Source organism: Pseudomonas sp. GD03842 (assembly GCF_029841165.1).
In the GTDB taxonomy this organism is placed as follows: domain Bacteria; phylum Pseudomonadota; class Gammaproteobacteria; order Pseudomonadales; family Pseudomonadaceae; genus Aquipseudomonas.
In genome coordinates this window covers 175,658-201,390 of the sequence record NZ_JAOCEA010000010.1, presented here as the reverse complement: position 1 = coordinate 201,390, position 25,733 = coordinate 175,658, and the positions used below count along the sequence as shown (strand labels likewise).

The following is a 25,733-nucleotide window of genomic DNA, read 5'->3' as shown; positions in this document are numbered from 1 at the left end:
ACAGCGCCTCAAACCCAAGGAGCGGTCGATGATCGGCTGCTTCGGAAAAATACCGGCCAGCGCCGACTTCGTCAGCCTGCATGGCGCCGCTGACGAAGTCTGCGAATTCGACGGTTGGCTCCAGAACGCGCTGGCGGCGATTCACCCGCGCGAGGACTGGCGCACGCTGTTCGATCGCCTGCCGGTGTGCTTCGTCTCCTACCGTGCGCGCTCGGGCAACTGGTTGTTGGGTGGCCTGGTGAGCTCCATGGACGCCAGCCAGCGGCGCTATCCGTTCTTTATTTTCCAGACGCTCAAGGCCGAAGAAAATGAACGTCTGGTCAACCCATTCACCTTGAGCGAGCTGTTCTGCGGGCAGATCAAGCCCCTGCTTCATCTCGGTGTGCAAGGCGAACAACCGGCACGGCTGTTCGAGAAGATCAAGGCGCTGCGGCCGTTGCAGGGCCAGGATCTGGCACTGTTTCGCCAGGTGCACGACAAATTCCTGCGCAACTTCAACCTGGGCGACATCGCCGACGCTTTGAAGGGTGCCTATCCCGAGTTCATCACGTCGGCGGTGCTGACCCGGCTCCATGCAGCACGCCACTCGTTGCACCACGCGGACGCGCCGGCCATCAGCCTGCCCTTGCCCGCCGAGCGTGGTCTGAAAAACCCCACCGCCGATCTGTGGGTCGACTGGTTGACACGCATGAGCGCGGGTCGGGCTTCGCCGCAAGTGAGCGTGCTGGCCGACGACTTCCTGCGCCCTAAGTTGTTCTGCTTTCCCAACAGAGGCAACCACAGCCTCTACACCGTACTCACCGGCCAAGGCCAGGCCACTGACACCTATGACGTGCTGGCCAATTTCGAAACGTTTGACGAACACCATCGCCAGCCCGCGATGCCCGATACCGAACGCCCCCTTTATGACGCCATCGACCGCTTCGTCGACGCGCCGGATATGAAGTCAGTATGAACAAGATCAAATATTACTTTCTGCGCTATCAACCCTACGTGCTTGGGGTCTGCTTCTTTGTAATGATCTTCGCGGTATGGGCCATCGGTGTTGCGCTGGGCTTCAACTCATTGCACAGCCTGCTGGCTGGCATCGGTCTGTTTTTGCTGCTGTCTGCCGGTTACGTGCTGCTGTTGTACCGTGGCGCCTCACGCCACCCGAATCTGGAAGGCTTGCTGCGCGATGACGCTGATCAGGCGGTGCTCAATGCCAGCCCGGCAGATCGCGAGGGGGTCAGCCTGCTGCGTGAGCGTCTGCTGCAAAGCATCGACCGTCTGCACAGCAACACGCCACGGGGCGCTGCCACCAAGGACGCGCTGTACGCACTGCCGTGGTACCTGGTGGTCGGTCAGCCCGCAGCAGGCAAAAGCACCATGCTGTATCAGTCCGGCCTGAATTTCCCGTATGCCGAACGCGAAGGCGTTCGTGTCGCCGGGCTGGGCGGCACGCGTAATTGCGACTGGTTCTTCAGCTCCGAAGCGGTGCTTCTGGACACCGCCGGACGTTACATGAACAACCAGGAGGAAGTCGGTAAGTGGCGCGCCTTTCTCCAGCTCTTGCGCCAGTATCGCCAGCGGCGTCCGCTCAATGGCCTGATCGTGACGGTGAGCATCCACGACATTCTGGAGGCCTCGCCGGAAGACCAGGAACGCTTGGCCAAACGCCTGCGCGAGCGGATTCAGGAAACTCACTCACTGCTGGAAGTGCGGCTGCCTGTCTATCTAGTCTTCACCAAATGCGACTTGGTACCTGGATTCACTGCGTTTTACCGGCGCCTCGATGAAGTGGCCCGTGGCGAAGTCATGGGCAAGACCTTCACCCACAAGGATTTCGAAAAGGCCGATTGGGGGCAGCGGTTCGGCCTGGCGATGGACGAGTTGACCCGCTACTGGCAGGAGGTGGCCAGCCAGCAACTGGTGTTGCAGGACATTCAGATCACCCGCCAGGACTCTGCGGTCTACCGCTTCCCATTGGAGCTGGCGGCGCTCAAGCCGAGGCTTCAACAGTTCGTCGACACCCTGCTGCGTGCCAACCCCTACCAGAGCGCGGAGCTGCTGCGCGGCTTCTATTTCACCAGCGCCCTGGACGCCGACGCGCCAGAGTTGGGTGGCCACACCCGGCAGGTCAGCGAGCGTTTTCACCTCCAGGGCGAAGCCGCGAGCACCAGTGGCCACGCACAACCCCAGCCGCTGTTCATCAACAGCCTGTTCCGTAAGGTGATCATCCCGGATCAACATCTGGTCGCGCTGTACACCACCAATTTCCGCGAGCGTCGTCGCAAGGCCGCATGGGTCGGCGGCGCCAGTCTCGTCGCACTGTTGCTCTGCAGCCTGTGGGGCTGGTCGTACTGGAACAATGCGTCGGCCATCGAAACGCTGTCGGCGGAATTGACCGCGGCGGCCGCGCAGGACCAAGCCGCTGCGCAACAGTACACGTCCTGGCAGACGCTGGACCGCCTGCGCTTCTGGACAGCCGATTACTACGCGCGGCATCACGACCAGGGCGTTCCGCTGCGCCTGCGGCTGGGCCTCTATCAGGGCTACAAGATCGAGCCTGTAGTGCGCAGCCGGTATTTCAGTCGGCTGGAGAGCGTGATGCTCAAGCCGACCTCCGAAAACCTGACCCGCTCGTTGTACTTACTCACCACGATCAAGGTGTACCAGCGCAACGCCAGAGACCTCATGCCGGTGACCGGGGTCGACAGCGTCGAGCCTCGCGCCCTGCCGACGGACAACCGTGCGCAGTCGATTGCCGACTTCGGCAAGGCCACGCTCGAAACTTATGTGATGTTGTCGCGCTCGCAACGCGAGAAAGCGGACCCGGCGTTTCTCAAGGCACGGATTCCTGATTACTGGTACCCGGCAATCGCCAAACAGACCGGTAAGAACACGCCGGCCATTACGGCCGCGCCGAATACCGGAACCGACTATGAAATGGCCAGCCGCCAAGTCAATTTCTACAGCGATCAGATCCACGAGCCCGACGTGCCAAGGATCCTCGACAACGCGTTCCTGACGTCCAGCTCGCGCAATTACATCAACAGCCTGTTGTCGCAGTCGCTGCGTTCGATCGAGACCATCACGCTGGAATCGGACACCTTGTTCGCGTTCGCCCGCGCTGATTTCCAGAGCCTGAAAACCGAGGGCCAGAGCCAGTTGAGCGCCATCGCCGGCAAGCTGTTGAGCACCCCGAACATCGGCAAGATCATCATCGCCGGGCACGCGGATCAACTGGGTGATCCAGAAGGCAACCTCCAGGTGTCCAGGCAACGTGCGCAAACCATCAAGACCTACCTGGTCGGCAAGGGCGTGCCCGCCGAACTGGTGGAAGCCGTGGGCGAAGGCAGTCAGAAACCGCTGGTCAAGTGCAACATGCAATTGCCCAGGGCACAGCTCATTCAGTGCCTGGAGCCCAATCGGCGGGTAGAAATCGAGGTGCGCGCGCTCAATTGAGTGCGCGTACCGCTCAGGAGGAACCGGCGCCTGAGCCTCTGCGCGCGGAGGCTGAGGCAGCGGCAACCGACTCCCCTCGAATGATCGAGGGGGTCAAATCGAAGGGCTGCGATCTGGCCGCAGCTAGGACAAGCCCTTAATTGTAAGAAAATGGAGAAGTTAGAAATGGCATTTGACGCATACATTCAGATCGACGGGATCCCAGGCGAAGTGCTGGATGAAAAGCACAAGGACTGGATCGAAGTACTGGGCTACGAATACGGCGCCACGCAAGCCACTTCGGCAACGGCCAGTTCCTCGGGTGGTGCATCGTCCGAGCGCGTTGCGCTGAGCGATTTCAGCATTCGCAAGGCAGTCGACAAGGCCTCCGCGAAGCTGTTCGAAGCCTGCTGCAAAGGGACCCACATCGCCAAGATCCAGCTGAACGTCAACCGTGCCGGCGGCGACAAGCTGACCTACCTCACCATCAACCTGGAAGAGGTTGTGGTGTCGTCGGTCAAGGCCATTGCCGGTGGTAACCAGGATGGCGAAGACAAAGCGGTGAGCGATCTGCCGATCGAAGAAATCAGCTTCAACTTCGCGCGTATCAAAACCACCTACACCCAACAGAGCCGTGCGGACGGCCAGGGTGGCGGTAACGTCACTGGCGGCTGGGACCGCACCGCCAACAAGGTTTTCGCGTGATCGCGTAAGCACCCGGGGCCATCGTCGACGGCGATGGCCCTTACCTGACACCGTGCCGACTTCATCGGCATGGTGTTTCTTTACCCATTGCCGAGTTGACCATGTCTGAATTTCTCAACGACCTTTCAATGACCGAACTGACAGCGCCGATCAATGGAGGCAGCGGCGAAGACCTGAGCTTTTCCACGCTGTTCGATCAGGTCAAGGAAGCTCGTCGGGCAGACCCTGATTACCTGACCCAGGGTGATTGGCAAACCGATCTGAAATCCTCGGATTGGGACATGACCATCACCCTGGCTGCACAGGGGCTTGCCAAACAAAGCAAGGACCTGATGCTCGTGGCCTGGCTCAGTGAAGCCTTGGCGCACAAATATCACTTCGTGGGCATTACCTTCGGCCTCACGCTGGCCGAGCGGATACTGCAGCGCTTCTGGGACGATCTGTTCCCTGCCCTCGACGAAGGCCTGGAAGAGCGTGCTGCACGCCTGGCCTGGCTAAAAACAACACTGGCCGACGTGGTCGGCGGGCTGCCGATCACCCAAGGCGATCAATTCGGCCTATTGCGCTACGACGAGTCCCGGCACATCGAGAACCTCGCCTTGCAGAACCAACAGGCGATGCGCACGGCTCTGGACGAAGGAAAAATCAATGCAGAAATTTTCCAGCGCTCGGTGGTTCTGACCGAGACCGAACATTTTCTCCGCAAAGCGGCAGAGATCAACGACAGCCTGCATGCCTGTCGCCAGTTGCAGGCCACCGCAGACCGGTTGTTCGGTCACGAAGCGCCCAGCTTCGCCGGCCTGAGCGAAATCCTCTCCCGTGCCGCGCAGCTCGCGGAAAAGCTCTTGAAGGACCGTGGCGTCGAACTCAACCCGGCCGCCCCGGCAGAGCCATCACAGCCCGAAGCGCTATCGGCCGACCCAGTCCCTGCAGGTCCCGCAATGACCACCCCCATCAAAGACACCGCCACGGCGCCATTGCGCACGACCCCGCTCACCCGCGATGAAGCCTTCACCTTGCTTGCAGGTGTCGCGCAGTTCTTCAAACAGACCGAGCCCCAGAGCCCGGTGCCCTATCTCATCGAGCGTGCGATCAAGTGGGGCAACATGCCGCTCGAAGGCTGGTTGAACGACGTGATCAAGGACAGCAGCGTCGTCGACGGCATCCGCGACGTGTTGGGGACCAAGGAACCGAAGGGTTGATCTGCGGCGGCCAGGTCAGCTTACCCGCGCGCCACAGCCCCCCCCCTGAAACGGATGAGTACGCGTTGACAGCGCTGCGAAGCTAGCGCTGCCGGGCAGCGCCGCAGATCGTCACCTGCGCTAGGCAAGGATATATGTATCGAGTAGTCTGTATGTAACTCGGCAGGAGGTACATATGGCACAGATGGGACGTCCGCGCTCCTTTGATCGGGACGTGGCAATCACTCAGGCGATGCATTTGTTCTGGGAGCATGGCTATGACGCGACCTCGCTCAGCCAGCTCAAGGCCAACATCGGTACAGGCATCACCGCCCCCAGCTTTTACGCGGCATTTGGCTCCAAGCAGGCGCTGTTCGAAGAAGTGATGGAACGCTATCTGAACACCCATGGCCGGGTGACGGAGAGTCTTTTCGATACCACGCTCGCGCCGAGAGAGGCCATCGAACTGACGCTGCGACGTTCAGCAAAAATGCAATGCGAACCCGGTCACCCCAAGGGATGCCTCGTCGCGCTTGGCTTGTTGAGCACGTGCACGGATGAAAGCAAGGCCATCTCCACTCCCTTGGCTGAGGCCCGGGCACTGAACCGCGCCGGCATCGTGGCCTGTGTCAAGCGCGGGATCGCCCTCGGTGAACTCCCCGCCACCGTCGTGCCCGAGGCGCTGGCGGCAGCCTTCGACAGCTTCCTGCTGGGCATTTCCGTGCTGGCTCGGGACGGCGTCGCCTTCGAGCAGATCGATGCGGCTGTGACACAGATCATGGGCTTGTGGGACAGCGCGCAGGGTGCAAACGTGCACGCCGTACCTTAGTTCGGCCGGAGTTGTTGGCTGAAACCCGTGACCTCCTCAAACAGGCTTTCGCCGATGGCACCGATGTACATCGAGGGCCTCAGCGAAAGGGTCCTGGGCAACATCAGAATCCGCCCGACTCGCATGGGACCTGTGTCAATTATCCAGGAAGTCAACCACCACCGCATTCAACTTGGCAGCGCACTCTTCCGGTAACCAGTGCCCACAGCCCGGCAAGATTTCGCCCTTGACGTTGGTTGCGTATTTTTTCGTTTGGTCGATCTGGAACTGCCCCAGACCATTGCGCCCGCCCCCACCGATGGCCAACACCGGCATGTTCAGTGAGGTCTTCGACAGTTCAGCGTTTTCGGCGATCGATGTGTTCAGTGCGCGGTAATACTCGAAAGAGGCGTTCAACGTCTGGGGCTTGGCGTAGGACTTGGCGTACATATCGATCAGCTTGGGCGTGAAGGCATCCATACTGGCCGCGTGCGACTGGATGAATCGTTTGAGAAAGAATTTTTCATGGCCTTTGATCAACGTTTCAGCCATGTGATCGCCTGCGGCGAAAAAGCTGAAATGCCAGACCAATGACTCACCTTCCGGTGAGAAGGCGGGGAAGTCATACACGCTCTTGTCAGGAATGGGCGCTTCCATGAACACCAATTTTTTGATCTGGCTCTGGTGCATGACCGCCAAGGGGTACGTGTTCCAGATACCGATGTCGTGCGCAACCAGATCGAACGGCTGATTGCCGCTCAATTGCGTTGCGAGGTCGAAGAGGTATTTCGAGACCGCGGTACCGCTGTATCCCGTTTTAGGCGGCTGCGACTCGCCCAGACCGGGAAGATCCACGGCAACAACGGTGTGATTTCTGGCAAGTTCAGGCATCAAGTTATGCCATTCGTACCACGCTTGGCCAAAACCATGGGCCAGGAATACCAACGGCCCGGAACCGCCCTTCACATAATGAAGCTTGACGCCGTCCACCGTTTTGAACTCGCTGGTAAATCCCTTCGGAACCGGAAATTCCGCAGCCTGGGCAAGATAAGGCAGAGCCATGGCCATCGCCGCGGTGGCAAGTGCTCGTTTGAGGTGCTTCTTCATGTCCTACTCCTCGCATGGGGCGCGCCCTTCGCGCCTGGATATCGGTGATCGGTTAGCGGCTGACGCAAGCACTGATCGCCATTGACAAGCCATTTAAATACCGTTCGGTACACTATAAGGGCGCCTGCCCTGCGTCAACGACATCTGTACCGATTGATATGCGAGTCAGGTGAATGTCGGTATGCGCCGAAGTCATGCAGTGGGAGATGCCCCTGGCATCCGTTCGACGGCAGGCCGCGGGGCAGCGGGTTGGTGGCTGAAATGAAGACTATTGACCGCTGCAGATGGCGCGTCCGCATCGTTCAAACGTGAACGCTGCCCGTACAGTTTTGTGAGAGCAAACACGGTATCGTGCGGACCGTTGCAACAGGGTCTTCTGGTACACGGTCGACCTCGCGTATTCACAGTGAACGGCCCGTCTCGAGGCGGTTCATCTTCAGGAGCACTGCATGTACATCGTCACAGGCGGCACCCAAGGCATTGGTGCGGCAACCGTGGAAAAACTCGTCAGCCTTGGCCATTCGGTCGTGTTCACCGGGCGCGATCACGCCGCTGGCGACCAGTTGGCGAGCCGTTTGCCGAATTGCACCTTCGTGGCCGGGGATGTCGCAAATGAGGACGAGTGCCGGCACGTCGTGGAAACGGCGCTGCAACGGGGCAATGGCACGCTCGCCGGGCTGGTCAACAACGCGGGTATGTCCGGCCGCAAAGCCTTTGTCGAAACCACCCAGCAGGAGTGGGACACGCTCTTTGCCGTGAACACGCGATCGGCGTTCTTCTACACCAAACACGCGCTACCGGGGCTGATCGCAGGCCATGGCGCCGTTGTGAACGTTTCTTCGATTGCGGGAAAAGCCGGGGAGCAAGGGCTGGCCACTTATTGCGCCAGCAAAGCGGCCCTTCTCGGCCTGACCCAGGCCCTGGCCCTGGAGTACGGCGGCCAAGTGCGGTTCAACGCGGTCTGCCCTGGACAGATCGCCACGCGCATGATGGACAAGATCGTCAACGACGAAGCCCGCCTCGCCGCCCTGACCGCACGCATTCCCGAAGGACGTCTGGCAATGGCCTCGGAAGTCGCAGAGGCCGTCTGCTGGCTCTTGTCGCCAGCGGCGAGCTACGTCAACGGCACCACGTTGACGATCGATGGCGGCGAGACCGCCGGATTGCTTACGCCCAAGGTCCAGCAGCCCTCTTTCCAATAACGCGAGTGGGTGAGCTAAGAGAGACGCTCCGGCGGAAGCGGTCAACACGGGCCGCGCGACGCCTGCCCTGCTCACTCGATGCGGTTTCGAATGCCCATCAGCAGTTGCGTTTCCCCGTCCTGCACGGTCTTGCCCGTGTGGTTCAAAACCGTCAGCGCCAGGGTGGCAATCCCCCTGTCCGCGCGCTTCGTCTGCCTCATCCCGACGACGTTGATCTCGACATGGATACGATCGCCGATGAGGATGGGGGCGCGGAACGACCAATTCCAGCCTAGGGTGGCCAGCCCCTGCAGGCGCACCGGGCAACGGGTCTTCAGACCGTCCGCCAGCGACAGCCCCAACAGCCCGTGGGCGATGCGGCCGGGAAAGCCTGCCTCTTGAGCGGCAATGTCATCGAGGTGGATGTCATAGAAGTCGCCTGACACACCGGCGAAGTTGACCACATGCGTTTCGGTGACCGTCACCCCGGAGGTGACGAAGCGGTCGCCGACCTCGATCTCGTCAAAATGGTACAGGCCGGGGGTCAGCACCCGGCCTTCTGTCTGCAGAGCACTCATCGTTCTTCTCCTGTTGGCTCGTTGAATCAGCACTGGGACTGCAGGCGCCGGGCGCACACCGCGAGCACTTCGTCCTGAGCCACCTTCCACCATCGCTGCGCTGAAAATATTTCCACTTCCACCATGCCGGTGTAGCCCGCGTCTTCGATCAGGCGGCGGAAACCCCGAAGGTCGACGATCCCGTCACCCATCATGCCGCGATCCATCAGCCTGTCCTGGGTGTCGAGCAGCCAATCGCAAACGTGGTAACCCATGATCCTGCCCGCGTGGCCTGCCAGGGCAATGGAGGCCGCCAGGTCAGGGTCCCACCAGCAGTGGTAGACATCGACCGCCAGGCCGAGCATGGCGGGGTCATCGGGCGCAATCGATTCGCACAGTGTGATCGCTTGGCTGATCGTGTTGACGACCGAGCGGTCTGACGCGTAGGTCGGATGCAAAGGCTCGATCGCCAGTGGCATGCCCCGTTTGCGAGCTTCGAGGTACAGCGCGCCGATCCCGTCCTGCACCTGCGCGCGCGCACCGACCACACCGTCCTTCACACCCTGCACGCCGCCTACCACCAGCACGAAGCATCTGGCGCCAAGTTCTACCGCGTCGTCCAGGGCTGCGATGTTGGCGCCCATGTTCGCTCGTCGCTCAGCCGGGTCGGCCGCGGCAAAATAAGCCGATCGGCAGTAGCCGGTGACGGACAACCCGAGCGCGCGCACTTGCCGCCCGGCCGCCTTGGCGCCGATGGCTTCCACTTCATGCCGCCACGGCGCGATGCCACCGAATCCGGCGCGGGCGATACGGTCCAGGGTTTTGTCCAACGGCTCGCGATGACCGAGCGTCGCGGTGTTGATGGCACATCGGTGCAACTGACCTTCGAGGGATGTCATGAACGTCGCTCCGTCAGGGCTGGCAACCGAGCGTCTGCATCACCAGGCGCATGCGCTGGATGGCGCCTTCGGGGTCGCGCAACAGGTTGGCCGAATCGGCGAGACGGAACACCTCCGCCAGGTAGGCAGGCGGACGCGCGCCATGGTGGCCGCCCAACATAAAGAAATGCGGTTGGAAGCCGTTCAGGTAAGCGAGAAACACGACCCCCGTCTTGTAATACTGGGTCGGCGCACGAAAGATGTGGCGCGACAACGCCACGGTGGGCGCAAGCATACGGTCATACCTGTCGACATCACCTGCCGCCAAGGCGGCCAACGCCTGTGAGGCAGCGGGCGCGATGGCGTCGAAAATCCCCAGCAAGGCATGGGAGTAGCCGACGTCGTCCCCCTTGATCAGCGAGGGATAATTGAAATCGTCCCCGGTGTACATTTTTACGCCGTCAGGCAAGCGCCGCCGGAATGCGATTTCCCTGGCATCGTCCAGCAAAGAGATCTTGATGCCGTCGATTTTCGAAGCGTTCTGCCCGATCACCTCCAGGCAAACCTCCGCCGCGTCGTCCAGGTCTTCACTCCCCCAATAGCCCTTCAGCGCGGGGTCGAACATGGCGCCCAGCCAATGCAGGATGACGGGCTGGTCGCACATCGCCAATACTTCCCGGTAGACGCGCACATAGTCTGCTCGGCTGCGGGCTGCCAGGACCAACGCTCGGCTGGCCATGAGGATGACGCGGCTGCCGGTGCGCTGAATGGCGTCCAGCTGCATCGCGTACGCTCGAATGACGTCATCGCACGTCAGCCCTGCGTGCAGCTCCAAATGATCCGTGCCGCAACCGGAGGCGATCCGGGCGCCCGGCAGATCGCTGGTCTCGCGAACGGTGCGTTCAACCAGCTCGCGTGCCGTGTCCCAAGTGAGCCCCATTCCACGCTGAGCGGTGTCCATGGCCTCGGCGATCCCCAACCCCTGTTCGATCAGGTACCGTCGGTATTCGAGGGTGCGCGGCCAATCGATGGCGGCCGGCTGATTCAATTCCCCGGCAGCGCGGGGGTCTGCAACGACATGCGCGGCGGAATAGGCAATGCGATTGAAGGGGGTTCCCGGCGCGGCGGGGGCCAGCGGCTGGCCTCGGAGGGTGTAGGTTTCCAGTTGCCCAGTAGCGGTTGGCAGCGTAATGATCATGATGATTGCTCGAAAAATGTCTGAGGTGGCTTGCGCTTCCCGGCGCCTTCTCAACGGACGTCGGAGAACGTTGACAGCGCGGGTTCGGCCGGGTCGACGCGGAAGAAACGGGCGAACGCCTCGAGCTGCCCGTGGATCATCGGCAAACCGTTGCTCGCGTTGCAGCCGAACCGGCGTGCGTGTTTCAACAAGGGGGTTTCGGCGGGCGTCATGATGATGTCGACGACCTGCAAGGCAGCGGGAAACGCGCCGAACGCCACCGGCATTCCATCACCGGTGCCCATGCCCACGGGCGAGCAGTTGATCAGCAGGTCGGTGTCGGTGACATCCGCAGGGTTGTGGTCGATATCCACCTTGCAGTCGGGGTAGAAATGGCGCAGGCGTTCCACCAGTTCCGACAACGCCGCCTGCCTGGGATCGCTCACTGCCAGGGATGCAGCCCCAGCCTGAGCGAGTGCATGCGCCACCGCGGCACCGGCGCCACCCGCGCCGATTTGCTTGACCCGTTGGCCGGCCAGCTGAAAACCCAATGGCGCCAGCCCTTGCAACAGCCCCGTACCATCGAACATATCGCCCAACCAGGTACCGTCGGCTTCGCGTCGCATCGCATTGATGGCGCCAACGCGCTGCGCCGCGGGCGAAAGCCTGTCCACCAAGGCCCTCGCGCTTATCTTGTGCGGCACGGTGATCACCAGGCCATCCAGATTGGCGAGGGATTTGAGTCCTTGAACGATGGCTTCGAAGTGCTCGACCGGCGCGTCGAACGGCACGCACACGGCATTGAGCCGCGACGCGTCGAAGCGTGCATTCAGCAGTTGCGGCGTCTTCACCTGCGCCACCGGGTGACCGACGATTCCAAACAGGCGGGTGGCGCCATCGACACGGACGTTCTGCATCGGCGTGTTCATACGTGGCGCTCCCGCAAGGCCTTGAGGCGCGGATGCTCAGGCCAGGGCTGTTCGCCCATGTCGGCGTCCAGCCCCATGGGCTCCGGACGGAACAGGCGGTGATCCATCAACCGCAACTCCGGCGAGATCAGCGGCCGGAATGCCATGTGGGCAAGCACATCGCGTTCAAGGTCGATACCGGGCGCGATTTCGATTAGCTCAAGGGCCCCGTCGACGGCCTGAAACACGGCTCGCTCGGTCACGAACAGCGTGGTTTGCCCGCACTGTTGAGCGTAGGGGCCGCTGTAGGAGACTTGCTGCAACTGCGCCACGAATTTGCGATGAGCGCCCTCTTTCAGAATGTGCAGTTGCCCGCCTTCGCACGCCACTGCCAGGCCGCCTGCGGTGAAGGTGCCGCCGAAGACCATTTTCTTCGCGTTCTGACTGATGTTGATGAAACCGCCCACGCCGATCAATTTGCCGGCGAAGCGGCTGATGTTGACGCTTGCGACCGCATCGATTTCCACGGCGGACAGGAAGGCAATGTCGATGCCGCCGCCGTCATAAAAGTCGAACTGATAGGGCATGTCGATGATCGCGCTGTAGTTGCGCGCCGCCCCCGCGTCCAGCCCGGCGGCAGGTGCACCGCCGATCAACCCCTGCTCGTTGGTCAACACGATGTGGTGGAGCACGTCTTCTTCGGCCGCGACCAGGCCGATACCCGTGCAGACCCCGGAGCCGACGTTGCACACCGCACCGACCCGAAGCTCCATCGCCAATCGGCGCGCGATGATCTTGCGCTCATCCAGAGGCAACCTGGGGAAGCCGTCGAGGGGGATGCGCAGCTCGCCCGTGAAGGCTGGATCGTAAGCGGTCTGGTAAGTCACCGGCTGTTGCGCATCCACCACCACCACGTCAACCAGCATGCCCGGGATCTTGATGGACTTGGGCGGCAAGGTGCCGCGCCGAGCAACGCGCTTGACTTGCACGATGACCAGGCCTCCGTTGCGCTTGGTAGCCTGAGCCATGGACAGCATGTCGCCGAAAATAGCCTCGTGCTCCATCGAAATGTTGCCATCCTCATCGGCCGTGGTGCCGCGCAGGAACGCGACATCCAGGTCGAATGGCTTATAGAAGAGCCACTCCCGCCCCTCGATTTCCATCAGGCTGACCCACTGCGCTTCGCTGTCGGCGCCCTGGCTACCCCCGTTCTGGCGCGGGTCGACGAAGGTGTGCAAGCCCACGTGGCTGATGAGGCCGGGGCGGCCGGCCGCCATCTCCCGTGTGAGTTGCGAAAGCACGCCTTGGGGCAATGTCCAGGCTTCGATCTGCTTGTCCAATGCACGTTGTGCCAGTGGCGGCGAATCGACGAGCGTGCCGCAGATAACCCGCTTGAGCAGGCCCGGGTGTGCCATTCGGGAAGCGCCCCGCTCGGCCCGATTGCCCAGACCGACCGGATGGATCGATGTCAGTTGACGCGGACTGCCTTCGGCCAGGTAGCGCCGTTCCAAGGCCTCGATCAGTGTCTCGGGAATCGCGTGGCCGCTCCCCGACCCTCCGATGATCAGCGTGTCGTTGTCATTGATAAGCGCTATGGCCTGATCGGCGTTCAAGATTTTCATGGCGGCTGCGACGGCTCCGGGAAGACGGTTAAGGAAGCAAGCGTGCCGGGCGGGCGGACTTCAGGCGTCCGCCCGGCAATGGGAAAGGTGATCAGGGACGCGCGGACACCGCAGGATGAGGCGCCGGCGCGTCCACAGGGTCGTCTCGGTGGCGTGACAAGTGCTTGCCCATCACCACGGCAATCAATGTCAGCAGCGAGAACAGCCCTAGATAGAGCATCAGGTACGTGGGCTTTCCGCCGGCATAGGCCACCAGTGCCGTGGCGATGAACGGGGTGGGCCCTCCGATGAAAGCGCCGGAAAGCTCTCGGCACATGGCAATCCCGGAGAAGCGGTAACGGGTGGGAAACAGGTTTGCCAGGAAGGCCCCCTGTGCCCCACAGGTACAGCCCCAACTGATGCCGTAGACCGCGCTCATCACACACGCCGCCAGCACCACGTTTTTGCTGTCGATGGCCAGGAACAACGGCCAGACCATCACCAATGCACCGATCGCCCCGGCCGCAAAAATATTGCCGCTGCCAAACTTGTCGGCCAGCAGGCCGCCGATGGGTGCACAGAACAGGGAAACGCCGAGGGCGACGATCAACACGATCAGGCTGTCCGTTTTCTCCATCCCGAGGGTGTAGGTCATGTAACTGATGGCGAAGGTGTTGAGAACGTAACTCAGCGCCTGATGCCCGCCCATCGCCAGAAAGCCGCACAACACTTCGCGACGGCTGTTCTTGAACAGCTCGGCTACCGGCACCTTGGCATCCTTGGCTTTGGCAGCAGCACTTTCCATTGCCGCGACGTATTCGGGCGTTTCATCGAGTTTGGCCCGGATGTAGAGCGCGACGCCGAACAAGGCCAGCGAAAGAATGAACGGCACGCGCCAGACCCAGCTGAAGAGGATGTCTTCGGGCACCCAGGAAATCATCAGAAAAGTGGTGATGGCGATCATCACGCCAAAGTTCGTTGCCGCGTTGGGAATCGAGGTGAAAAAGGCGCGTCGGTGAGGTGGAGTGTATTCGGCGATCAGCGTGATGGCGCCGGCGAGCTCCGCCCCTGCCCCGAAGCCTTGCATCATCCGCATGAGAATCAGCAGGATCGGCGCCAGGATCCCGACCTGCGCGTAGGTCGGCAGTATCCCGAGGCCGACCGTGGCCACCCCCATGATCGTGATGCAGAAGATCAGCGCCGGTTTGCGCCCGTATTTGTCACCGATGTGCGAAATGATGATGCCGCCGACCGGGCGAACGATGAAACCCACCGCGAAGGTCGCAAACGCGGCCAAGGTTCCGGCGAGCGCGGAAAGTTGCGGGAAGAATAGCTTATTGATGATCAGGCCGGACGCCGCCGCATACAACCCGTAGTCATACCATTCGATGATGGTGCCCAGGGTCGAGGCGAATACGGCGCGCCGAATGTTTTTTTGCTTTGCCTGATGCGCCTGTGCCGTGTGCATAGCGCGTTCTCCTGATTATTGTTGTTGGATGTTGGCACTGCTTTTTTAGATCTGGGGTGTCCCTGCCGGTGTTCACCCATGCATCCTGCATCGGCGCGCGCAGCTCAAGTGCGCGCTTTGCGTTCCGAGAAGGCGCTGACGCCCGTTGCATAGTGCCCACAGGCAAAGCACAGGGAGGTCAATTCGTTCTCATACCGAATACCCTGCTCCAGCGGCATGGACAACGACGCGCGAACCGCCGCTTTGACCGCTTGGGTAGCGATCGGGCTGTGCTGCGCCAGCCGCGAGCACAAGCGCAGGGCGGCGTCCCTCGCCTCTCCATCCTCCACCAGCATCTCCACCAGCCCGATGCGATGCGCTTCAGCGGCGTCGATGGGATCGCCGCTCAGCAGCAACTTCATCGCTTGCCCGTAACCCACGAGCCTGGGGAGCATCTGCGACGCCCCACCGCCTCCGACCCAACCGCGCACCACCTCAGGGGCGCCGAAACGGGCCCCTCGGCTTGCCACGCGAATGTCCGCGCCGAGCATCATTTCCAGGCCACCGCCGAGCACCCACCCCTCAAGCGCGGCCACCACGGGTTTCTTGAAATCACGGATGACCGCCGCGTAGTCGACACGGTCGCGAAACGTCCACGCATCGCGGTAGGCGTTCAGCGAGTTCAGGTCGCTCCCTGCACAGAATGCGCGGGTTCCTTCGCCACGCAGCAACATCACCCGCACGTCGTCATCGCCTTCGACCTTGCGCTTGATGTCCACCAGCGCCGCGGTCATGTCCTGCGTCATGGCGTTCATTTTTTCCGGGCGATCGATGACGACTTCCGCAACGGCACCGTGCAAATGAAGGGTCAGGGTGTCTCGCATACCTGCTCCTATGAAGGAGAAACAAGGGATTCATCAGTACGCAACTTACTTACTAGTAAGTACGTCATGAGCTATAAATATCACCCGGGCAGCAGGTCTGCAATTGATTTTTTTGGCTGGGAAATCGTTATCGCAGCGAGCGTGCTGCTACGGGCGCGACATGAACCGCGGCAATGTCGTGTAAAATCGGCCGCCGACCCGGTTGCCGTCAGGTGTCGGCCGCCTTCGTACGCACACCGCTGCCTGATCGCCTGCAATATCAGGCCATCTACTGCGCGTCTTATCGAGACTTCACCTTGAGCCAGAACGACAAAGCGAATGCCACCCCGAAAGAGACTTCGATGCGTGACAACATCAAGGATCTGGCGAAAAAGCTGTTGATTGCCCACGGTTATCACAAGACCACCTTTGGCGTGATCGCCAAGGAGCTGGACATCACCACCACCAACATTCACTACCATTTTGGCAACAAGAACAGTCTGGTCGAAGAGGTGGTCACGGACTACGTGCAACAGGCTACGACCAAGCAACGTGCCATTTGGCTTGATGAAGGGAAGTCGCTACAGGAAAAGGTCCAGGCCGAACTTGCGTTCAATCGCAGCCTGTTCAAGAAATTCAACCCCAATGGCAAGACCCGCAAGCCTTGGAGCCTGATCAGCCGGTTACGGCTGGAAAGCGATGTGTTGACCGAACCGACCCGTGCGGCTTTGGCCGGTTTCACGACCGACGTGCGCGCGGCCGTGGAATACGCAGTGGATCACGCGATCGACGTCGGCGAATTGACCGCCGATGCGCCAAGAGAGGATCTGGTCTTGCTCTTGACGCACCTGGTGGACAGCTTGTCGATATTTGCGCAGGACGCAGGGGGCTACGAACGGGTCGAACTGTTCCTGAATGCCTTTTCGCGCATCGTTCTGGCCAACTACACGAACTGACGTTCCGCCCCCCTGTCGCCTGCGCCTCCCTTTCAGCGCCTTTGCGAGGATGCCTGGTCATCGCTGCGCTCGGTCACCGGCAATAAGTGGCCGTGCAGCTCAGCGATATGTTCCGGGCCGATGCCGCAACAGCCACCCACGATGCTCGCCCCCTGTTCGACCCATGACTGTGCCCAGCGCAGGTACGAGCTGGGGTCCAGATCCTGACGGATGTCGAGCAAGGTGGCATTGGCTTCGGCCTCGGTGCTGACCGTCGGAAAGGCATTGGCGTACACACCCACCTGCGCGTGGGCCGCCGCGGTGTCGATCACCTGCCGGGCCACGATCACTGCCTGCCCCATCACCTCGGGCTGGCTGCAATTGAACAGCACGGCGTCGGCCCCTAGCTCCAGCGCCACGTTCACGGCCTGAGCCACCGGTTCCCCGGAGCGCAGACGCGGCCCCTGTTCCGGGTCGTCGCTGAGAGTAAAGGACAGCCACAGCGGCGTATGCCGAACGGAATCTGCCTCGCTGAGAGCCTGATGCACCGCGCGAACTTCGGCAATCGAACTCTGGGTTTCGGCCAGCCACAGGTCGACATGGCTGCGCAGGCCCTCGATCAGGATGCGATGAATCGCGACGGAGCGCTCATGATTGAACAGATCCGGACGGTAAGAGCCCAGCGCCGGTGGCAGCGAACCGGCCACGGCCATCCGTTCGGGACTGCGCCCGGCGGCTTCGCGAGCGAGCCTCCCTGCCCGCTCCGCCAGCCCCAGGGCGTCGGCGGCGAACCGCTCCTCCCCGAGGTGAAACGGCACCAGCGCATAGCTGTTGCTGGTGATGATCCGGGCCCCGGCGTCGACGAATGCGCCATGGGCCCGCAACACGTAGTCGGGGGCTTCGATCAACGCCAGCGCCGACCATTCCGGCTGGCGAAACGGTGCGCCGATGCGCTGCAACTCTCGGCCCATGCCCCCATCCAGCAGCGTCACTCTGGTCATTGCGCGCTCCCCACGGTCTGTACGCCCAGCCAAGTGTCCACCACTTTCGGGTTGGTGGCGATCCAGTCCTTGGCGGCCGCATCGGCCGGTTGCTTCTCCTTTTCGATCTTGAGGATCAGGTCGTTCAGCGACTGCGGGTCGATGGCAACGTTTTCCAGGAAGCTGGCGATCTTCGGCGCGCGTTTTTGCAACGCTGTCGAAGTCAGCACATACACCTTGGCATCCGGGTAGGCGCAGGTGATGTGGCTCTTGTTCTTCCAGTCGGCGTCGACCGTCGGGCTGATGAATTTCCAGCACCCATCGGCCTTGTACAGCGGGTCGCCCTTCTTGTTGTCCTGGGCGTAGCCGTCGAATGCCGGTTCCTCGAGGCGGCGCAAGTCGAAGGCAGAGAAGATCCAGTCCGGCGTGTAGGCGTAGAACACAACGCCACGGTGGGCTTTGTACGCCGCTGCCAGCTTGGCGTAGGTCACCGAGGCTTCAGTGGACACCGCTTCGAACTGGTCGGCAAAGCCGTAATCCTGGGCCTTGATCTCGCCGATGTAGGTGGACTCCCAGCCCGCCGGGCCGACCAGCAATTGCGCCTCTCCGCCACCCAGTGGCTCGAATAATTTGGCCACTTCCGGCTTCTTCAGGTCGTACACCGAATGCACGTTGTAGGTGTCCTGGATGTATCCGGGGATGTAGAAGCCCTGCACGCCCAGGTAGGGCCGTTTGTTCGGCACCAGCGAACGGGTGCCGCCGGTGACGTATTTGGCCCAGGCCGCCGACTGATTGGGCAGCCAGATGTCGGTCAGCACGTCCACCGAACCATCCCCTTTGGCAGCGGCCGCGAACAAGACCGGCACGTCGCCCGCCAGGTACGACACATCGCCGTCCAGGCGGGTACTGATGATTTCGCCTAGGATGTGCTGGATGGCAATGGCGCCCGTCCAATTTTGCTCGCCGATGACTACCTTGTCTTTGGCGAAGGCAGCGGTCGCCGGCAGCAGCGCTGCGATCAATCCCGCGGTCAGGGCGGTACGGGGGAAGAAAATGCTCACGGTAAACCTCACGAACGATGGAAAGAGCGACTTCGCTTACGCAAGGTCGATTGAATGATGCGGTCGGGAATTAGCGCGCAGAACACAATGGCAGCCCCGGCCAGCAGGCCCTCCCCGCCCTTGATGTTGCGCAGTGCAGTCATGACGTCGTAGCCCAGCCCTCCGGCGCCGATCAACGCAGCAACCACGACCATCGACAGGCTCATCACCAGGGTTTGATTGATGCCCAGCAACAAGGAACCGGAAGCCAGCGGCAGCTCGACCTTGGTCAGCGTCTGCCAGGGTGTCGCACCGTGGGCGACGGCGGCTTCGACGGTGTTTTTCGGAACCTCATGGATGCCCAGCGCTGTCAGGCGGATCATCGGTGCCAAGGCGAAGATCACCGTGGCGATCACCGCTGGCGTCTTGCCCACCGAGAAAAACGCCACGGCCGGAATCAGATAGACGAAGGTCGGCAGCGTCTGCATGACGTCGAGAATCGGTGTGATCACCTGTTGGGCCAACGGGCGTTTGGCGACCAGAATCCCGAGGGGGACACCGATCGCCAACACAATCAGTACGGAGGAGCCAACCAGCGCAAAGGTCGACAGCGTCCGTTCCCAGAAGCCGAACAGCCCGATGTAGGCGACCGCACCGGCGGCGGTCAGTGCCAACGCTGTGCCCGCCGCGCGCCAGGCAAGAAACACCAAGGCCAGTGCCGCCACCGGCCAAGGTAACCAGGCCAGCACGTTTTCAATGCCCTCGATCACCGTACGCACGGTAAAAATCACCCCGACGAAACTGGTTTCGAAGGTGCTTTGCGACCATCCGATGATCGAATCGATTCCCTCGGCCGTGGCCAGCATCCAGCTACGCTGCGCAGGAAATTGGACCCACGGGCCGCTGGCGTCGCTGGCAACCGCGCGCCACAGCACCAGCGCCTGACTCAACGTCTGTACAGCCAGTGGCAGCCCGAGCCAGGCCCTGGGGTTGGACCCAGGGCCCCATAGCGTGGCCGCCGCACGACTGAACACCAGCACTGCCGCACCGGCGAACATGGGCCACCCGTGGCCGCTCAGAATTCCCTGCCCCAACGCTGCCAATGCCGCGAGTTCAGCGATCAGCAAGGTCCAGAACAGCCCGGCACGCCGGGTCGCATCGAAGGCCGCAGGCCCGAGCAACAGTGCTGGCCCGCGCGTCATCGAAGTCGGTGCTGACGTATGGGAGACAGACGCTGTCGGCTGCTTTGCGCTCAGCGGTTTGATTTGAGCCGTGGCGTTGATCGCCTTCTCATCCCGGAAGAAATCGGCGACCTCGGCATCGGCCGGCGCGTGAAGGATGCCTTCGGGCGTGGCCACCTGGATCAACCGACCGGCGCGCAGCACGGCAATTCGGTCGCCCAGACGCAAGGCTTCCCCAGGGTCATGGGTCACCAGCAAGGTTGTGATGCCACGGGCTTTGACCAATTGCAGGAAATGGGTTTGCAGGTCTCGGCGAATGGTCGGGTCCAACGCGCTGAACGGCTCGTCCATCAATAGAATGTCCGGTTCGCCGATCAACGCGCGGACCAACCCTACCCGCTGCTGCATTCCGCCGGACAGCTCAGCGGGGAAATGATCGCCCCAGCCGTCCAGGCCGACTGCCCGCAATTGCTCGTCCGCAGCGGCACGGCGCAGGTGTTCGGCCTCACCGCGCAGCTCCAGCGGCAGCGCGACGTTGTCGCGAACACTGCGGTGAGGCAACAGCCCGAAATGCTGGAAGACCATCCCGATCCGCCGCGAACGCACGTCACGCAGCGCCGTTGCACTGAGCTGACTGATGTCGGCGCCATCGAGCAACACCGTGCCATCGGAGGGTTCGATCAGACGGTTGATGTGCCGCAGCAGGGTCGACTTGCCGCTGCCCGACGTGCCCATCAGGCACAGCACTTCACCCCGTTGCACACTGAGATCGACCTGACTGACCGCGTCCTGCGCTGCGCTGCCCGAGCGCGTTTTATAGCGTTTGCTCACGCGCTGGAATTGCAGCACGACATCAGCGTGTGCAGCGTTGACGGGCGTATCGGTCACGACGCGAGGTTGAGGGGAAACGGCGGTGGACATGGTGACTCCTGACAATTCGCTGCGACACTCACGATAGCGTCGGGATGTTTGTCAGGGGGAATTGCAGGCTTTGTGCCACAGACGAAAACCGCTGAAACCGGGTGTAACAGACAGAACCGCTGTTCGATAACTGTTTGTTTTCAAAGCCAACTGTGCGTCAGGTGTTGCTGGATCAACAGCAAAGCGGGGTCACAGCCGATGACCCATTTCGAGAGGCCCGACCCCGGCACCCTTGCGGGCTCCAACGGGCAAAGGCCGCGACTGAAGCCGGGGCTGACCGCACTTCCCACGTCACGCTGAAATGACGATGTAGTCATTACGGTAGGTGACCCCACGATGAGGCCCTTCCACCAGGTGCACGTATCGCCCGGCGACTGCATCGATGGGCAGGCAATCGTCGACATCCATCACCGCATCGGTATGCGCTTGGGACCACCCGGCCAGCCTGTGCTGCTTGCCTTTGGCGATCGCTTCGCGTTTGTTGTGCGCGACCACCAGGATGTAGTGGTGGGCCTCGCCGAACAGGCGCGTGTCGTACCCGCCCAAGTTGATGAAATACAGGCGTGGCGAACCTGGCGCGGGGGCCAGCGCGCTGAGTTCGACCTTCCATTGATCCACGCCGTCGACCGCCATCCAGGCGTCGATATGCAAGCCATGGCTGTCCCCGAACCACTCCCGTCGCAACTGAGGGTAGGCATCGTCTAGCGTGTCGGCGACGACAAAGGCCACATCGTGGACCTCGATTTTTGCCCTGGGGTGTTTGCCCCCGAGCATGACCACATACAGCATGTTCGGCCTGCTTGATCAAAGAGATAGACGTTTATGTACCAAGGCGTTCTTGCCAGCGACACTGCGGCCGGATAGCCGCCTGGAAAAGGAGCGCAAGAACGCGGGCTTGCTCGATCTGCATTCTGACAGGCCCAACGAGCCTGCCGAGCCCCTACCTTGCCCCCTGCTGATACTCCCGAGGCGTACAGCCGAACTCCCGTCGAAACACCGTATGCAAATACTGGGCGGATTTGAAGCCACAGGTGCGTGCGACGTCGGCGATTGCCGAGTCGGTGTCTGTCAGGCTACGGGTGGCAGCAGCCAGTTTGAAACGCAGGATTTCGTCATGCACCGAGCAGCCACGCGTCGTTCGGAAGTGCGACTCCAATGATGAACGCGATACACCGACGAAGGCCGCCACCTGATCGGTCTTGATGCCCTGACAGGCGTACTGGCGGATGAACAGCAGCGCCTGCATGACGTAGGGGTTGCCCAACGGTTGGTGCAGGCTGGAGACCTGCACATTGACCGCATCAGGGGGAATCAGGATCTGTGTCCCCGTCGAGGGCATGCCGTGGAGCATCTGGTGCAGCAGTCGAGCGGCTGTGCGGCCCATGGTTTCCGTCCCTTGGATGACCGAGCTCAGCGGAACGCGGGTGAGGCTGCGGGTCAGCGGGTCATTGTCGATGCCGATCAGCGCCACCTGCTCGGGGACCGCAATCCCGGCCGTCAGGCAGGCTTGCAGCAGTTGGCGCGCCCGGGCGTCACTGACTGCGATGATGCCGATGGGCTTTGGCAGGCCCTGCAACCAGGCGATCAACTGTTCGACGGCGCTGTCCCACAGCGGCGCGCTGGTTCCCATGCCACGGTAGATTTCGGTGTGCAGACCATCGCGTTCCATGAGCGTGCGAAACGCCTTCTCCCGCTCCTGTGCCCAACGATTGGCCTGCGCTTCAGGCAGGCTGAAACAGGCAAAGCGCTGCAAACCCGCCTCGATCAAATGCGTGTAGGCCAAGGTCATCAACGCGGTGTTGTCGGTGGCAACGTAAGGGATCGTCTTGGGGTACGCGCGCTTGTCCTGGTACGACCCGCCCACGGCAACCACCGGCAAATGGATGTCGGCCAGGGCCTCACCGATCAGCGGGTCGTCGAAGTCGGCAATGATCCCGTCCCCCTGCCAGCGCTCGATTCCCTTCAGGCGGCAGAGAAAGTCTTCTTCCAGAAACAGGTCCCAGGAAGCCCGGGTGCTGCTCAGGTAGTTGCCGATGCCGCTGATGATGCCGCGGTCGTAGATCTTGCTGCCGTTGAACAGCAAGGCGATTCGATGCACAGGCGGTACAGTTTTCATTGTTTTCAGGCAGGTTCGAAGCCCGTTCCGGCAGGGGCGATGCTCACAGACTAGGCGCCTGGTCGACGAAGCTCAATACGCAAAATCGCACCCTGTGTTGGTGCTTTTCATAATCAGGCCCGGGAGTGCCGTTGCTAGTATCGAGTCACCGCCAAGAACAACAAGGACATGGTCATGCCGTACTTCCCCGATGTCGAGCCGATCCGCTACGAAGGCCCGGACAGCGATTCGCCCCTTGCCTTCCGCCACTACAACCCCGACAAACTCATCCTCGGCAAGCCGATGCGCGAACACCTGAGGATGGCCGCCTGCTACTGGCACAGCTTCGTCTGGCCGGGCGTCGATATGTTCGGTGCTGGCACTTTCAAGCGGCCGTGGCAGCACCCAGGCGATCCGATGGAACTGGCCATCGGCAAGGCGGCAGCCGCCTTTGAGTTCTTCTCCAAGCTGGGCATCGACTATTACAGCTTTCATGACACGGACGTCGCCCCGGAAGGCGGGTCTCTGCGCGACTATCGCAATCACTTCGCGCAGATGGTCGATCACCTGGAGCGGCATCAGGACGAAAGCGGCATCAAGCTGTTATGGGGCACCGCCAACTGCTTCAGCCATCCTCGTTTTGCCGCGGGTGCGGCGAGCAATCCGAACCCCGAAGTCTTTGCCTGGGCAGCCGCACAAGTGTTCAGTGCCATGAACGCCACCCATCGCCTGAAAGGGGCCAACTACGTGTTGTGGGGTGGCCGCGAAGGCTATGAGACCTTGCTCAATACGGACCTCAAGCGTGAGCGCGAACAGCTGGGCCGTTTCATGCGCATGGTCGTGGAGCACAAGCACAAGATCGGCTTCACCGGTGATCTGCTGATCGAGCCCAAACCGCAGGAGCCGACCAAGCACCAGTACGACTACGACAGTGCCACCGTGTTCGGTTTCCTTCAGCAGTTTGGCCTGGAACGGGAAATCAAGGTCAATATCGAGGCCAACCACGCCACCCTGGCCGGGCATAGTTTTCACCACGAGATCGCCACGGCGATCTCACTGGGTATTTTTGGCAGCATCGATGCCAACCGCGGCGATCCGCAAAACGGCTGGGACACCGATCAATTCCCCAACAGCGTCGAAGAGATGACGCTGGCCATCTACGAGATTCTCAAGGTCGGTGGTTTCAAGCATGGCGGGTTCAACTTCGACTCCAAGGTCCGTCGCCAGAGCCTCGATGAGGTGGACCTGTTCCACGGCCATGTCGGCGCCATGGACGTGCTCGCCTTGGCGCTGGAACGCGCCGCCGCGCTGGTTCAGAACGATCAGTTGCAGCGTTTCAAGGACCAGCGCTACGCCGGGTGGCAGCAGCCGTTCGGGCAATCGGTGCTGGCCGGGGAATTCAACCTTGAGTCATTGGCCGCGCACGCGTTCGACCATCAACTGAACCCACAGCCCGTCAGCGGCCGGCAGGAAATGCTGGAAAACGTTGTAAACCGGTTCATTTACCGCTGATCGGACCGGTCGACCGCGATCACCTGCCGGCTGTGACATTTCAGCGACAAATCTGTGCTCGCGGCGGCTGGCGATTCTCTACAGTTTTACCAGCCCGATACTGATCGTCAGGCCGTTTCTTCAAACAAGAATAAAAGGACGCCCCGCTATGAAGAACCTGAAACGTACGTTGTTGGCCTCTGCCCTTGCACTGCTGTCCCTGCCAGTGATGGCGGACCCTGCCCACCCCAAAATCGGTTTTTCCATCGATGACCTGCGCCTGGAACGCTGGTCCCGCGACCGCGATTACTTCGTCGCGGCGGCTGAGAAAATGGACGCCAAAGTGTTCGTTCAGTCCGCCGATGCCAACGAGCAGAAACAGATCTCACAGATCGAAAACCTGATTTCCCGGGGCGTCGACGTCATCGTGATCGTGCCGTTCAACGCGACGGTCCTGACCAACGCCGTGGCCGAAGCGAAGAAAGCCGGGATCAAAGTCGTGTCGTACGATCGCCTGATCCTCAACGCGGACATCGACGCCTACATCTCTTTCGATAACGAAAAGGTCGGCGAGATGCAGGCCGGCGGCGTGTTGCAGGCAGCCCCCAAGGGCAACTACTTCCTGCTGGGCGGCGCGCCCACCGATAACAATGCCAAGGTGCTGCGCGAAGGCCAGATGAAAGTGCTGCAGCCCGCGATCGACAAGGGCGATATCAAAATCGTTGGCCAGCAGTGGGTCAAAGAATGGAACCCGACCGAGGCGCTGAGCATCGTTGAAAACGCGTTGACTCGCAACGACAACAAAATCGACGCCATCGTCGCATCGAACGACGCCACCGCAGGCGGCGCGATCCAGGCGCTGGCAGCTCAACGGTTGGCAGGCAAGGTGCCGATTTCGGGCCAGGACGCTGACCTGGCAGCCGTCAAACGCGTGATCGCTGGCACTCAAACCATGACCGTCTACAAACCGTTGAAGCTCATCGCCTCTGAAGCCGCGAAGCTTTCGGTGCAACTGGCACGCAACGAGAAGCCCGCCTACAGCTCGCAGTACGACAACGGCAGCAAGAAAGTCGACACGATTCTGCTCACCCCCACGGCCCTGACCAAGGCGAACGTCGATCTGCTGGAAAAGGACGGCTTCTATACCCAGGCGCAGATGAACGGGAACTGATCGAAGCGATGAGAGCGGGTTGGATCGCGTGGCCGGCCGCGCCGATCTGCGCCGGGCTTCCCTCGCCCAGCCCGCCCCTT

General features: G+C 61.6%; 22 protein-coding genes. 9 read left to right on the top strand and 13 right to left on the bottom strand.

Features of this window, described 5'->3' with window-relative positions:
• Positions 1-28 precede the first annotated feature (28 nt).
• The 5 genes from tagF to N5D61_RS16080 all read left to right on the top strand — a co-directional run bounded on the left by tagF (position 29) and on the right by N5D61_RS16080 (position 6,141).
• A complete protein-coding gene (tagF, locus tag N5D61_RS16100; RefSeq protein ID WP_279893515.1) occupies positions 29-955 on the top strand; it encodes a type VI secretion system-associated protein TagF in 927 nt (308 codons plus the stop codon).
• Entirely contained in the window at positions 952-3,447 is a 2,496-nt protein-coding gene (tssM, locus tag N5D61_RS16095) for a type VI secretion system membrane subunit TssM (protein WP_279893514.1), read from the top strand. The genes tagF and tssM overlap by 4 nt, the downstream gene beginning before the upstream one ends.
• A gap of 165 nt (positions 3,448-3,612) precedes the next feature.
• On the top strand, positions 3,613-4,131 hold the full coding sequence (locus N5D61_RS16090; RefSeq protein WP_108236735.1) for a type VI secretion system tube protein Hcp: 519 nt from the start codon (positions 3,613-3,615) through the stop codon (positions 4,129-4,131).
• Positions 4,132-4,232: 101 nt separating this feature from the next.
• A complete protein-coding gene (gene tssA, locus N5D61_RS16085) occupies positions 4,233-5,333 on the top strand; it encodes a type VI secretion system protein TssA (protein ID WP_279893513.1) in 1,101 nt (366 codons plus the stop codon).
• A gap of 175 nt (positions 5,334-5,508) precedes the next feature.
• A complete protein-coding gene (locus N5D61_RS16080) occupies positions 5,509-6,141 on the top strand; it encodes a TetR/AcrR family transcriptional regulator (protein ID WP_279893512.1) in 633 nt (210 codons plus the stop codon).
• A gap of 135 nt (positions 6,142-6,276) precedes the next feature.
• On the opposite strand, the gene N5D61_RS16075 is transcribed toward N5D61_RS16080, so the two are convergent.
• The gene (locus N5D61_RS16075) at positions 6,277-7,227 is read right to left on the bottom strand and encodes an alpha/beta hydrolase (protein ID WP_279893511.1); all 951 of its coding nucleotides are present in this window, start codon (positions 7,225-7,227) and stop codon (positions 6,277-6,279) included.
• Positions 7,228-7,676: 449 nt separating this feature from the next.
• On the opposite strand from N5D61_RS16075, the gene N5D61_RS16070 reads away from it, so the two are divergent.
• The gene (locus N5D61_RS16070; RefSeq protein ID WP_279893510.1) at positions 7,677-8,429 is read left to right on the top strand and encodes an SDR family NAD(P)-dependent oxidoreductase; all 753 of its coding nucleotides are present in this window, start codon (positions 7,677-7,679) and stop codon (positions 8,427-8,429) included.
• A 71-nt stretch (positions 8,430-8,500) separates the two neighbouring features.
• Here the strand turns inward: N5D61_RS16070 and N5D61_RS16065 are convergent, their stop codons facing one another.
• From N5D61_RS16065 to N5D61_RS16035, 7 genes are all read right to left on the bottom strand, one after another.
• Positions 8,501-8,986: a MaoC/PaaZ C-terminal domain-containing protein gene (locus N5D61_RS16065; protein WP_279893509.1), complete on the bottom strand. Its 486-nt coding sequence runs from the start codon at positions 8,984-8,986 to the stop codon at positions 8,501-8,503.
• Between the two features lie 26 nt (positions 8,987-9,012).
• Positions 9,013-9,864 (bottom strand): sugar phosphate isomerase/epimerase, encoded by an 852-nt coding sequence (locus N5D61_RS16060; RefSeq protein ID WP_279893508.1) that lies wholly within the window; start codon positions 9,862-9,864, stop codon positions 9,013-9,015.
• Positions 9,865-9,877: 13 nt separating this feature from the next.
• Positions 9,878-11,041, bottom strand: a complete 1,164-nt coding sequence (locus N5D61_RS16055; protein ID WP_279893507.1) for a dihydrodipicolinate synthase family protein — start codon at positions 11,039-11,041, stop codon at positions 9,878-9,880.
• Positions 11,042-11,091: 50 nt separating this feature from the next.
• Complete coding sequence (locus N5D61_RS16050) at positions 11,092-11,949, bottom strand: shikimate dehydrogenase (RefSeq protein WP_279893506.1); 858 nt, start codon at positions 11,947-11,949, stop codon at positions 11,092-11,094.
• On the bottom strand, positions 11,946-13,550 hold the full coding sequence (locus tag N5D61_RS16045; RefSeq protein WP_279893505.1) for a CoA-transferase: 1,605 nt from the start codon (positions 13,548-13,550) through the stop codon (positions 11,946-11,948). The genes N5D61_RS16050 and N5D61_RS16045 overlap by 4 nt, the downstream gene beginning before the upstream one ends.
• Before the next feature lie 91 nt (positions 13,551-13,641).
• Positions 13,642-14,997, bottom strand: a complete 1,356-nt coding sequence (locus N5D61_RS16040) for an MFS transporter (RefSeq protein WP_108236745.1) — start codon at positions 14,995-14,997, stop codon at positions 13,642-13,644.
• Between the two features lie 104 nt (positions 14,998-15,101).
• A complete protein-coding gene (locus tag N5D61_RS16035; RefSeq protein ID WP_279893504.1) occupies positions 15,102-15,860 on the bottom strand; it encodes an enoyl-CoA hydratase/isomerase family protein in 759 nt (252 codons plus the stop codon).
• A gap of 173 nt (positions 15,861-16,033) precedes the next feature.
• On the opposite strand from N5D61_RS16035, the gene N5D61_RS16030 reads away from it, so the two are divergent.
• Complete coding sequence (locus N5D61_RS16030; protein WP_279893503.1) at positions 16,034-16,795, top strand: TetR/AcrR family transcriptional regulator; 762 nt, start codon at positions 16,034-16,036, stop codon at positions 16,793-16,795.
• Between the two features lie 32 nt (positions 16,796-16,827).
• Here the strand turns inward: N5D61_RS16030 and N5D61_RS16025 are convergent, their stop codons facing one another.
• The 5 genes from N5D61_RS16025 to N5D61_RS16005 form a co-directional block, all read right to left on the bottom strand.
• On the bottom strand, positions 16,828-17,775 hold the full coding sequence (locus tag N5D61_RS16025; RefSeq protein WP_279893502.1) for a homocysteine S-methyltransferase family protein: 948 nt from the start codon (positions 17,773-17,775) through the stop codon (positions 16,828-16,830).
• Positions 17,772-18,788, bottom strand: a complete 1,017-nt coding sequence (locus tag N5D61_RS16020) for a glycine betaine ABC transporter substrate-binding protein (RefSeq protein ID WP_279893537.1) — start codon at positions 18,786-18,788, stop codon at positions 17,772-17,774. The genes N5D61_RS16025 and N5D61_RS16020 overlap by 4 nt, the downstream gene beginning before the upstream one ends.
• Positions 18,789-18,823: 35 nt before the next feature.
• Entirely contained in the window at positions 18,824-20,896 is a 2,073-nt protein-coding gene (locus N5D61_RS16015) for an ATP-binding cassette domain-containing protein (protein ID WP_279893501.1), read from the bottom strand.
• Positions 20,897-21,187: 291 nt separating this feature from the next.
• Entirely contained in the window at positions 21,188-21,685 is a 498-nt protein-coding gene (locus N5D61_RS16010; RefSeq protein WP_108240223.1) for a DUF1543 domain-containing protein, read from the bottom strand.
• Positions 21,686-21,836: 151 nt separating this feature from the next.
• Entirely contained in the window at positions 21,837-23,012 is a 1,176-nt protein-coding gene (locus N5D61_RS16005; RefSeq protein ID WP_279893500.1) for a DNA-binding transcriptional regulator, read from the bottom strand.
• Between the two features lie 174 nt (positions 23,013-23,186).
• On the opposite strand from N5D61_RS16005, the gene xylA reads away from it, so the two are divergent.
• The gene (gene xylA, locus N5D61_RS16000) at positions 23,187-24,503 is read left to right on the top strand and encodes a xylose isomerase (RefSeq protein WP_108240221.1); all 1,317 of its coding nucleotides are present in this window, start codon (positions 23,187-23,189) and stop codon (positions 24,501-24,503) included.
• Between the two features lie 148 nt (positions 24,504-24,651).
• Positions 24,652-25,653 carry a D-xylose ABC transporter substrate-binding protein gene (xylF, locus tag N5D61_RS15995; protein ID WP_279893499.1) on the top strand — a complete coding sequence of 334 codons (1,002 nt, stop codon included), beginning with the start codon at positions 24,652-24,654 and terminating at the stop codon, positions 25,651-25,653.
• The last annotated feature ends 80 nt before the right edge of the window (positions 25,654-25,733 follow it).